General features: G+C 42.4%; 10 protein-coding genes. 5 read left to right on the forward strand and 5 right to left on the reverse strand.

Annotation, left to right across the window (positions count from 1 at the left end):
- Positions 1 to 581 precede the first annotated feature (581 nt).
- From clpB to rluD, 3 genes are all read right to left on the reverse strand, one after another.
- Positions 582 to 3155, reverse strand: a complete 2574-nt coding sequence (gene clpB / locus LG003_RS21710) for an ATP-dependent chaperone ClpB (protein ID WP_112878372.1) — start codon at positions 3153 to 3155, stop codon at positions 582 to 584.
- A gap of 133 nt (positions 3156 to 3288) precedes the next feature.
- Positions 3289 to 4020 carry a purine nucleoside phosphorylase YfiH gene (gene yfiH, locus LG003_RS21715; RefSeq protein WP_262981617.1) on the reverse strand — a complete coding sequence of 244 codons (732 nt, stop codon included), beginning with the start codon at positions 4018 to 4020 and terminating at the stop codon, positions 3289 to 3291.
- Positions 4021 to 4998 (reverse strand): 23S rRNA pseudouridine(1911/1915/1917) synthase RluD, encoded by a 978-nt coding sequence (gene rluD / locus LG003_RS21720; protein WP_262981618.1) that lies wholly within the window; start codon positions 4996 to 4998, stop codon positions 4021 to 4023.
- 138 nt (positions 4999 to 5136) lie between these two features.
- Here rluD and bamD point away from each other — a divergent pair, with 138 nt between their 5' ends.
- The gene (gene bamD, locus LG003_RS21725; RefSeq protein ID WP_262981620.1) at positions 5137 to 5868 is read left to right on the forward strand and encodes an outer membrane protein assembly factor BamD; all 732 of its coding nucleotides are present in this window, start codon (positions 5137 to 5139) and stop codon (positions 5866 to 5868) included.
- 285 nt (positions 5869 to 6153) lie between these two features.
- On the forward strand, positions 6154 to 6516 hold the full coding sequence (gene raiA / locus LG003_RS21730; protein ID WP_112896385.1) for a ribosome-associated translation inhibitor RaiA: 363 nt from the start codon (positions 6154 to 6156) through the stop codon (positions 6514 to 6516).
- Positions 6517 to 6587: 71 nt separating this feature from the next.
- Here raiA and LG003_RS21735 read toward each other — a convergent pair whose 3' ends face one another.
- Positions 6588 to 6782 (reverse strand): hypothetical protein, encoded by a 195-nt coding sequence (locus LG003_RS21735; protein ID WP_112878369.1) that lies wholly within the window; start codon positions 6780 to 6782, stop codon positions 6588 to 6590.
- 77 nt (positions 6783 to 6859) lie between these two features.
- The gene (gene tnpA / locus LG003_RS21740; RefSeq protein ID WP_112878368.1) at positions 6860 to 7264 is read right to left on the reverse strand and encodes an IS200/IS605 family transposase; all 405 of its coding nucleotides are present in this window, start codon (positions 7262 to 7264) and stop codon (positions 6860 to 6862) included.
- 58 nt (positions 7265 to 7322) lie between these two features.
- Here tnpA and LG003_RS21745 point away from each other — a divergent pair, with 58 nt between their 5' ends.
- The 3 genes from LG003_RS21745 to LG003_RS21755 all read left to right on the forward strand — a co-directional run bounded on the left by LG003_RS21745 (position 7323) and on the right by LG003_RS21755 (position 10680).
- Positions 7323 to 8549, forward strand: coding sequence for an RNA-guided endonuclease InsQ/TnpB family protein (locus LG003_RS21745; RefSeq protein ID WP_192881035.1), 1227 nt, complete (start codon positions 7323 to 7325; stop codon positions 8547 to 8549).
- A 100-nt stretch (positions 8550 to 8649) separates the two neighbouring features.
- Positions 8650 to 9807, forward strand: coding sequence for a bifunctional chorismate mutase/prephenate dehydratase (pheA, locus tag LG003_RS21750; RefSeq protein ID WP_262981619.1), 1158 nt, complete (start codon positions 8650 to 8652; stop codon positions 9805 to 9807).
- Between the two features lie 426 nt (positions 9808 to 10233).
- Positions 10234 to 10680, forward strand: a complete 447-nt coding sequence (locus LG003_RS21755) for an H-NS histone family protein (RefSeq protein ID WP_112878366.1) — start codon at positions 10234 to 10236, stop codon at positions 10678 to 10680.
- Positions 10681 to 10872 lie beyond the last annotated feature (192 nt).

The raw sequence follows: 10872 nt of genomic DNA on the forward strand, positions 1-10872 counted from the left end.
AATTCAAAGCTTGATGCTCAAAGAATTCACTGTGTAACGCTCTTTTGTTTGGCTAACTTTGTCGGCTTCACTGCGCTACACCTCGCCGTACTGAAGTACTGTCTCGGTGTTGCTCGCTGGCCTTCGCGTTATCCTGCCAAAATAGCGTTACTAAATTATTTCGTAATGAATTAACTGTTGTTCACTCTTCAAGACTTTAAAACGTATTTTTTTGTGATACGGTCTTGTGAGTGCCCACACAGATTGTCTGATTAATTGTTAAAGAGCAGGCTGAATTAAAAAATGATATTCTTGTTCAGCCGGGCTGCGTATACTACGCTTTTCGCCCGCAGAGTCAAGCGCTTATTGCCGCTTTCTCTGCCCGACCTCACAATGTTTATCAGCGTTGTGTCGGTCAGTGGTGGCGCATTATAGGGCGTTCTTTGTCGCTGGCAAGCGTTTATTTGCAAAAATAATTCATCCGAACACCAATTAAGCAAAAACAGTGCTAAATTGCGATTTAATGCGCAAAATGATAAAAAAAGAGGCAGTTTCCTGCCCCCTCATTTCTCGTTAACTTTACTCTCTCATTAAATATACAGTTATTGCTTTGCGACGATATGGCTATTTTCCACATCCAGAGTAACTAGTTTTCCTGGCAATAGTTGGCCGGAAAGTATCTTTTGAGCTAATGGATTTTCGATTTCCTGCTGGATAGCTCGCTTCAATGGCCGTGCACCGTAAACAGGATCGAACCCGGCTTCTGCCAACATTTCCAACGCTTGCTGAGTAATCGTCACCTGATAACCACGTTCTTCTAGACGTTTGTACAAACGTTGCAATTGGATATCTGCAATCGCTGATAAATGCCGACGCCCTAATGGGTGGAACACAACAGCTTCATCAATACGGTTAATAAATTCAGGTCTGAAATTATGGCTAACAATTCCCATCACTATATCTTTCATTTCATCATAATTTAGACTACCAAAACGCTCCTGGATCATGTCCGACCCGAGATTAGAAGTCATGATTACAACCGTGTTACGGAAATCGACAGTACGACCTTGCCCATCAGTCAATCGACCATCATCCAACACCTGCAATAAGATATTGAATACATCTGGGTGCGCTTTTTCCACTTCATCAAGCAAAATAACGGAATAAGGTCGACGACGAACAGCTTCTGTTAGATAACCACCTTCTTCATAACCAACATATCCCGGCGGTGCTCCTACTAACCGTGATACGGCATGTTTTTCCATAAATTCAGACATATCGATACGCACCATTGCATCATCGCTGTCAAACAGGAAATTTGCTAACGCCTTGCACAACTCAGTTTTACCAACACCAGTTGGACCAAGGAACAGGAATGAACCAATCGGACGGTTTGGATCAGCTAATCCAGCACGACTACGGCGAATCGCATTAGATATTGCATCGACTGCCTCATCCTGACCAATAACACGTTTATGCAGCTCTTGCTCCATGCGCAACAGTTTATCTTTTTCACTCTCAAGCATTCTGGCAACAGGAATACCCGTCCAACGAGCAAGAATTTCTGCAATTTCGGCATCGGTAACTTTGTTACGAAGCAGTTTCATATGCTTACCTTCAGCTTGTGTGGCTGCGGCAAGCTGTTTTTCCAATCCAGGTATTTTTCCATACTGAATTTCAGACATCTTCGCTAAATCACCACTGCGACGTGCCTGTTCTAAACTGATACGGGCATTTTCCAATTCCGCTTTTATGTGCTGAGTACCCGTAAGTGCTGCTTTTTCAGCTTTCCATTCTTCTTCTAGTTCAGAATATTCGCGTTCTTTTACGAGCAGCTCCTCATTAAGCATTTCAAGCCGTTTTTTACTGGCATCATCAGACTCTTTTTTCAGCGCCTGCTGTTCCAACTTCAATTGGATAACCCGACGTTCCAGACGGTCCAGCGCTTCCGGTTTTGAATCCATTTGCATACGTAAACTGGCACCCGATTCATCGATCAAGTCGATAGCTTTATCCGGCAACATACGGTCTGAGATATAACGATGAGATAATGTTGCTGCCGCGACAATTGCAGGGTCGGTAATTTGTACATGATGATGTAACTCATAACGTTCTTTCAGACCGCGCAAAATAGCGATTGTGTCCTCTACGGAAGGTTCTGCAACATAGACTTTTTGGAAACGGCGTTCCAGCGCTGCATCTTTCTCAATATATTGACGATATTCATCCAGTGTTGTTGCACCAACACAGTGAAGTTCACCACGGGCCAAGGCTGGTTTTAACATGTTGCCAGCATCCATTGCACCATCAGCCTTACCTGCACCAACCATAGTATGCAATTCGTCAATAAACAGAATGACATTGCCTTCCTGTTTAGCAAGGTCGTTCAACACACCTTTCAAACGCTCTTCAAATTCACCACGATATTTAGCTCCTGCTAACAGCGCGCCCATATCCAAGGAAAGAACTCGCTTATTTTTAAGCCCCTCAGGAACTTCACCATTAATGATCCGTTGAGCAAGCCCTTCCACAATGGCTGTTTTACCAACCCCAGGTTCACCAATTAAGACCGGATTATTTTTAGTACGGCGTTGTAATACCTGAATGGTGCGGCGAATTTCTTCATCACGGCCAATTACCGGATCAAGTTTGCCTTGTTCAGCATGTTCAGTCAGATCAATAGTGTATTTTTTCAGGGCCTGGCGTTGATCTTCCGCTCCCTGATCATCAACTTTTTCACCACCACGCATTTGTTCTATTGCCTTAGTGATTTTTTCTTTTGTTGCGCCAACAGCTTTCAATATGTCACTTAATGTGCCACGTTCTTCCAATGCTGCCAGAACAAATAATTCAGAGGAGATAAAATTATCCCCGGCTTTTTGTGCTAGTTTGTCACACAGATTTAAATGACGAACTAAATCATTGGATGGTTGTACATCACCACCAATACCCTGTACCCGCGGCAAACGTTCTAAAGCCTGCTCAAGCTGATTGCTGAAACGACCTGCATCGATTCCAATTGACGTTAATAATGGGCGAATAGAGCCACCCTCTTGTTTTAACAGTGAACTCATTAAGTGAATTGGTTCGATGAACTGATTATCATGCCCAAGCGCAAGGGACTGGGCGTCAGCGAGAGCAAGCTGGAATTTATTAGTAAGACGATCCAGACGCATAACACCTCCAATACTGTTCAGAATATTGCTACTGGAGATTAAATGAGGCCATTCCTCAAATATTCAAGGTTATTCTGAAAAGCAAATTGTGAGATATTCTCTTATGCGCCAATGGATCGCCCTACAGGATAGGTTATATCAGCCAGATTAAAGTTGCCATACGTCCGGTGATCCCATCACGACGATAAGAGAAAAATTTCTCTTTATTACTGACAGTACATTCATCCCCGCCAAAAATCGCTTTCACACCAACAGATTGCAATTTTAACTTTGCCAACAAATAGATATCCGCTAAATACTTTTCGCCAAAAGGTATAAAAGCTCGACTCAAATCAGAATGCTGGATTGTGAATGCTTCCAAAACCTCATTACCAACTTCAAATTTTTTCGCGCCAATTGCCGGCCCTAACCAAGCTTGGAGCTGATTAGGTTTAGCTTTAAATTGAGTGATCGTGTTTTCCAGTACGCCGGCGCACAAACCTCGCCACCCCGCATGGGCAACCGCAACCTCATCACCCGCAGAACTGCAAAATAGTACAGGCAGGCAATCTGCTGTCATCACAGCACAAACCTGCCCAGGAATATTGGTATAAACAGCATCAGCTCTATTATCTTCCAGTGGCTGACCATTGAGTCTCACAACACGCGTACCATGAACCTGTTCTAACCAGACTGGTTGCTGAGGCAGTTCTGCCATTTTCGCTAAAATATGCCTGTTTTGTTCAACAACATCAGGTTTATCACCAACATGCTTACCCAGATTCAGGCTATCGTAAGGTGATAAGCTTATTCCCCCTAAACGGGTAGAACTACAGGCTTTTACTGTCGTCGGTTGTGGCCAGTTTGGAAAAATAAGCGCAGTCATTTACCAATCCATTTCGTCTTTAAACGCTTCTGCATCTGCTTTTAATGCCTTAATCAGCATCACCATATCTTCAGGTAATTCAGCGTGCCATTCCATTTCAATGCCGGTTATCGGATGATAAAGACGCAGCATCGTGGCGTGCAATGCCTGACGATCAAAATTACGCATTGCCTCGCGGAACTCATCAGAAGCCCCTTTCAAAGGTCGAGGACGACCACCATACAAAGGATCGCCCACCAATGGGTGACTAATATGGGCCATGTGAACACGTATCTGGTGTGTTCTGCCGGTTTCCAGTCTCAGGCGTAGACGAGTATGTGCCCTAAAATGTTCCATTACCCGATAATGGGTAATAGCCGGTTTGCCCATTGGATGCACTGCCATATGTGTTCGTTTTGTTGGATGACGAGAAATTGGCTCTTCAACCATTCCGCCAGCCGTCATACAACCTGTCGCTACCGCTTCATATTCACGGGTAATTTCGCGTAGTTGGAGTGATTCGACTAAACGTGTTTGAGCGGGAACCGTTTTAGCAATGACCATCAGCCCTGTCGTATCTTTATCAAGACGGTGAACAATGCCTGCCCGAGGAACATCGGCAATTTCAGGATAATGATATAACAGTGCATTCAATACCGTACCATCTGGGTTTCCTGCTCCTGGATGGACGACCAAATCACGCGATTTGTTTATGACTAGAATGTCATCATCTTCATAGACAATATTTAACGCAATATCCTGAGGTTCCCAACGCGCATCTTCTTCAATGATGGCATCAATTGCAATTTCTTCACCTCCCAGTACTTTTTCTTTTGGCTTATTGATTAATTTGCCATTAACCTGAACTCTGTCATCCAAGATCCAATCTTTTATGCGTGATCTTGAATAATCAGGGAACAATTCAGCCAAAGCCTGATCTAAACGTTGACCGAGCTGAGATTCGGCGACTGTTGTATTAAGTCGTATTTGTTGTGCCATATATTGTTTCTACACTTACGTTGAGTTTTGACGGCAGAGCCGTTTAATTTAATATAGTGTGCTATTGTAACTCGATCTTTTGCCGGGAGCTTCATGGATAGTCTCCCAGAAAAACACTCAGAGGATAATCAACACGTGATGATACGCATGAAATATCTGGTGGCGGCAGCCACATTGAGCCTGGTACTTTCCGGGTGCTCTGGTAATAAAAATACTGTCCCCGACAGCCCACCTGCGGAAATTTACTCTAAGGGTCAGGAAAAGCTGCAAAAAGGTAGTTATTCCGATGCGATCAAGCAATTGGAAACCCTCGATAATCGCTATCCATTTGGCCCCTATTCGCAGCAAGTACAACTCGATCTGATTTATGCTTATTATAAATCCTCTGACTTGCCAATGGCTCTCGCTTCTATTGACCGTTTTATACGCCTGAATCCAACTCACCCCAACATTGATTACGTTCTGTATATGCGTGGATTAACTTCACAAGCATTGGATAACAGTCTATTGCAAAGTTTCTTCGGCATTGACCGCTCAGATCGTGATCCTGAACACGCCAGGGTAGCATTCAAGGATTTTAGTCAATTAGTACGCTATCATCCTAACAGCCTGTATACTACCGATGCTATTAAGCGTTTAATGTTTATCAGAGAGCGCCTGGCAAAATATGAACTTTCTGTTGTGGAATATTATAACAAACGTGGAGCTTATGTCGCGGTGGTAAATCGAATTGAACAAATGTTACGTGATTACCCTGATACACAGTCAACTCTCGAAGCGCTGCCTTACATGAAAAAAGCTTATACACGTTTGGGTTTAACAGCCCAGGCAGATAAAGTAGCAAAACTCATTGCTGCTAATCCCGTATAAAACAGCAGATGATAAAACAGCGGTGGGTACCGCTGTTTTATTTTTACTTATGAGATCTAAAAAAGACTACTTATCAGCAGAGTTGATAAAGACTCAACTTGTCAATAGTGTCCCATTAGCTTCAATCCTGCAATAGATATTCTTCATATTTTTACCACTAATCACAATTACTTCAACTAGTTGCCTCATATCTGGTTAAATAGTGATTTAGATCACCTTTTTCATGAAAAAGAAATGTATGCTGAAATTATTGAAGGTGGATAATCAATAATGAGAGGTAACTATATGATAGTGAATATTACCAGCAAACAAATGGAGATTACCCCGGCAATTCGCAACCACGTAGAAAAACGTCTAAATAAACTAAATAAATGGCAAGTAAATCTGATAAATCCTCATATTATTCTATCAAAAGGGCCTCAAATTTTTAGGGCTGATGCAACCATAAGTATACCAAATGGTATGCTAGTTGCCGGTGCAAAACATGAAGATATGTATATTGCTATCAATGAATTATTAACAAAACTGGAGCGCCAATTGAATAAAGTACAGCATAAGGGAGAAGCACGCCGTACTGACAACAGTGTTAAAGAATCAAACCTTAACCTAGAAACAGAATTAGAAACAGAACCAGAAATATCACAATAAAATAACAATGACTTGCCTGTGACGCGTCCAATTTGGACGCGTTTTTTGTTGACAGAAACAACAACATAAGGTTAATTAACAAAAACCACCGTAACCCTTGTCCAATGCGGACGGCTGCCGATGAAATGGCAAGCAAATGGGAAGCTTCGCCCGATTGGGCAAAGAGCAGTCACCCAAACTATGAATATGAGAATATGATGAACATAAGCCTGTTTTTCTTTTCTTTCTTTTTTACCTTCCCTTGAGGGAAGCTTTTTTCTATCCATCTTTACCTCCAAAGGGTACTCCCGCCGACATCAGGCGGGAGGGGAATTTGGACGGGCTTGAAAAGCCCGTGGAATCATCAGCCACGCTGATGTTGAATGTATTGTTTCACCACTCCCAGCGGTGCTCCACCGCATGAACCTGCAAAGTAGGAGCGAGACCAGAGAACTGCCTTTCCGTATGCTCCGCGTAAGTCCAGAAACTCATTACGTAAGCGACGGGAGGTGACTGCTTTCAGCGAGTTAACCAATACCGATAGCTGAACGGTCGGTGGATACTCAATCAGCATATGAACATGATCTAAATCGCCGTGACTCTCTTTAAGTTCTGCGCCGAAGTCACGGCAGATTTCACCTGCATACTGATGAAAGGCTGCATAGTGTCGCTCGCCAAGAATCTTTCTACGGTATTTGGTCACAAACACAAGATGTACATGCAAAAGAAAGGCGGCATGTCGTGAACGATTAATTTTGTATTTTTGCATTGAAGTTAGCCGAAGGCACAGTAAAATAGAGAGTAAAACTACTACACACTGAATGATAATGCTAATACTGAAAGCCTACAAGTTCAGACTAGAGCCAACTGAAGAACAGTCGCCGCGTTTGCGGCAGTTATGCGGGTGTGCTCGTTTTGTCTGGAATCACGGACTTGAGGTAACAAAACACATTCTGGATTCCGGCGGAAAACTTCCCTCAGCGTTTGAACTAAACCGCATGCTCACGGGGTGGAAAAAAACACCGGAATACGCCTTCTTACAGGAAGCTTACACCGATAACCTTCAGCAAAAATTTAAAGACTTACATGGGGCATGGAGGCGTTGCTTCGATAAGACACTGGCAGCGAAAGCGCCTGTATGGAAACGAAAAAATGACGGCAGGGATTCAATCCGGTTCGTCAATTTTGAAAAATATTGTCTCCTTGAAAATCGCAGAGTCAGGCTTCCTTCTGGGCTCGGATGGATAAAGTTCCGGCAATCGCAGGAGGTGAACGGCAAAATCAAAAATGCCACGATCAGCCAGTCAGCGGGTAAGTGGTATGTGTCGTTTCAAGTCGAGATAGAAGCCTCTGAGCCACACCACGAATCAACAACAATGGTTGGTCTGGATGCAGGGATATCGAAACTGGCGACGCTCTCAGACGGTACGATATACGAACCCGTCAACAGTTTTAAAACCCGCCAGCGCAAACTGGCGAAGCTCCAGAGACAGTTAAGCCGCAAAGTTAAGTTCAGCGCCAACTGGCAGAAACAGAAGCGAAAAATTCAGCGCCTGCATTTGCACATCGCCAATATCCGGCGCGATTACCTTCATAAGACCACCACGAAAATAAGCAAAAACCACGCGATGATCGTGATTGAAGATTTGAAGGTCGGTAACATGTCGAAGTCAGCGAAAGGCACGGCAGAACAGCCCGGAAGGAACGTTGGGGCTAAAACAGGCTTAAATCGCGCGATACTGGATCAGGGCTGGTATGAAATGCGCCGTCAGCTAGAATATAAGCAGCTCTGGCGCGGCGGTCAGGTACTGGCAGTCCCTCCGACATACACCAGCCAGCGGTGCGCATGTTGCGGTCATACAGCAAAAGAGAACCGCTTGTCGCAGAGTAAATTCGTGTGCCAGGTGTGTGGATATACCGCGAACGCAGATGTAAACGGCGCACGTAACATTTTAGCGGCAGGGCATGCCGTGCTTGCCTGTGGAGGGACGGAGCAGTCAGGCCGCCCGTTGAAGCAGGAACCAGACGCAGAGCGATCAACTGTCGCCCACTAACGGGGATCCCCCTCTTGAGTCACGAAGTGCGAAAGTGGGGGAGGATGTCAATGCAAACCTATTATTATCAGAATGTGAATAACCCATTAGGAACCCATTTATGGATCAAAATAATTTGCTGAAAATACGGGAAAAAGTCAGCGAACTTGATTTAAAGTTACTGATTTTACTAGCAGAGCGTCGCCAATTAGCTTTTGATATTGCCCAAACTAAGTTACAGGATAATCGCCCTATCAGAGACAAGGATCGCGAACGAGAACTACTAGATGTTCTGATTAAAAAAGGAAAAAGCTACGGGCTTGATGGCTTTTATATTTCGCGTCTTTTTCAGATGATCATTGAAGATTCCGTACTCACTCAACAGGCATTATTGCAGCAACACCTAAATCAAACACCCCAAGATTCAGCGCGTATTGCATTCCTCGGTCCTAGAGGTTCCTACTCTCATATCGCAGCCCGCCAATATGCCGCACGCCATTTCAATCAATTAATTGAATGTAGCTGCCATAAGTTCCAAGATATCTTCTCCCTGGTTGAAACAGGCCAAGCGGATTACGGAATGTTACCCATTGAAAATACCAGCTCGGGTTCCATCAATGATGTTTATGACTTGTTGCAACATACCAATTTGTCAATTGTGGGAGAAATAACCATTCCTATTGACCATTGCCTACTCGTTGCAAAAGACACAACGCTATCAGAGATCAAAACGGTTTACAGTCACCCTCAACCATTCCAACAATGTAGCCAATATATTAATCAATTCCCACATTGGAAAATTAACTATTGCGAAAGCACTGCCGCAGCAATGCAAAAAGTCGCCGAACAGAATTCACCAGAAATTGCAGCTTTAGGGAGTGAAGCGGGCGGTGCGCTTTATCAGTTACAGGTTCTGGAACAGAATCTCGCAAATCAATCACATAATATTACTCGTTTCATTATTGTTGCCCGTCAACCTATTGAAGTTGCAGAACAAGTACCGGCTAAAACGACATTTATTATGGCAACCGGACAGCAGGCAGGCGCACTGGTAGATGCGCTAATGGTGCTGAAAAAACATAATATTATTATGAGTAAACTGGAATCCCGACCGATCAACGGAAATCCGTGGGAAGAGATGTTTTATATTGATGTCCAAGCTAATATTCGTTCAATCAATATGCAACACGTCCTGAAAGCATTGGCGAAAATCACTCATTCATTAAAGGTATTGGGATGTTACCCAACAGAAAGCGTGGTACCGGTTAACCCTTCCTGATTAAAAAGAACCGGGTATTCAAATATCCGGTTCAGATTATTGGTTTTTAGCGTTTTAACTATCAATGAGAAAATTTTTACTGCCTTTAACCTTTTGGTTTAAGGCTCTTTATTTATTCCGTAAATCCCGACTTCTCAGCTTAAATAATATGGATTATCGCTTTTCGTGCCATCTGAAAACAAGGGATTAAAGAATATCTACTTATTCACATAGGATTAAATACGTTTTATCTGTCACCACGGTTTTAAAATTTAGGAAAAAACGGCAAGCATATCACGAAAAAGAAGGCAAAAGCTTTAATCATTAAAGGTAAAACAGAAATGATTAAAGCTTTTTTAAAGCAAGTAAAAAATTCGGTGTTATACTGACGCTGGAAGAGAAAACATCAGAAAAGATAGATTTTAAACTTATTAACAAGGTGACAAAATGACAACATTAACCACAGAAAAAGAATATGATATTGTATCAGCATATTTATCAAGAATAAGCTTATTAAGAAGATTTGCTCAAACAAAAGATGTTGAATGGCTAGAAGATGCTTACAAAACATTAGAAGTAGTCGTTCAAGAAAGCAAAGAAACCTTCAGATTAATGAGTTTAGAAGCGGAACAAAAAGAACAAAAACGTTTAGAAATATTAAGAATGATTGAAGAAATCGGCCTTAATCCTAATACTATTAACATACCTGTTACCCTCTCTGATTTTAAACCTAAAAAATCAAATGCAGGAAAAGGAAAGACGAGAAAACCTAAGTATCAGTTTAATGACAATGGAGAAATTAAATACTGGTCAGGAAACGGGAAAAAACCATCAGGTTTACAAAAATTACTCAATGAAGGCCATTCATTAAATGAATTTTTAATTCAAAAATAAAAAACTTCGGAATAAAAATAGCCTCACAGGTTTATTATCTGTTTAATATTATTTACTTTTCTTTTTTGCTTGCATTTGCTTTTTTGGGCGATCGCAAGCGCCTTTCTATGGGTGATTAACTCGGCTATTAATCAAAAAAGTGTTAAAAAAACAGGTACCCATTAATGCCAAATTTTTAAAAGGTAAAAACAG

Source organism: Photorhabdus kleinii, from assembly GCF_025384885.1.
GTDB lineage: Bacteria > Pseudomonadota > Gammaproteobacteria > Enterobacterales > Enterobacteriaceae > Photorhabdus > Photorhabdus kayaii.

What these genes read in the sequence shown, in the direction of transcription:
- LG003_RS21745 (WP_192881035.1), top strand. Translation starts at nt 7,323, where the DNA reads ATGCTAATACTGAAAGCCTACAAGTTCAGACTAGAGCCAACTGAAGAA.
- pheA (WP_262981619.1), top strand. Translation starts at nt 8,650, where the DNA reads ATGGATCAAAATAATTTGCTGAAAATACGGGAAAAAGTCAGCGAACTT.
- LG003_RS21735 (WP_112878369.1), bottom strand. Translation starts at nt 6,782, where the DNA reads ATGGATAGAAAAAAGCTTCCCTCAAGGGAAGGTAAAAAAGAAAGAAAA.
- raiA (WP_112896385.1), top strand. Translation starts at nt 6,154, where the DNA reads ATGATAGTGAATATTACCAGCAAACAAATGGAGATTACCCCGGCAATT.
- LG003_RS21755 (WP_112878366.1), top strand. Translation starts at nt 10,234, where the DNA reads ATGACAACATTAACCACAGAAAAAGAATATGATATTGTATCAGCATAT.
- rluD (WP_262981618.1), bottom strand. Translation starts at nt 4,998, where the DNA reads ATGGCACAACAAATACGACTTAATACAACAGTCGCCGAATCTCAGCTC.
- bamD (WP_262981620.1), top strand. Translation starts at nt 5,137, where the DNA reads ATGATACGCATGAAATATCTGGTGGCGGCAGCCACATTGAGCCTGGTA.
- yfiH (WP_262981617.1), bottom strand. Translation starts at nt 4,020, where the DNA reads ATGACTGCGCTTATTTTTCCAAACTGGCCACAACCGACGACAGTAAAA.
- clpB (WP_112878372.1), bottom strand. Translation starts at nt 3,155, where the DNA reads ATGCGTCTGGATCGTCTTACTAATAAATTCCAGCTTGCTCTCGCTGAC.
- tnpA (WP_112878368.1), bottom strand. Translation starts at nt 7,264, where the DNA reads ATGCAAAAATACAAAATTAATCGTTCACGACATGCCGCCTTTCTTTTG.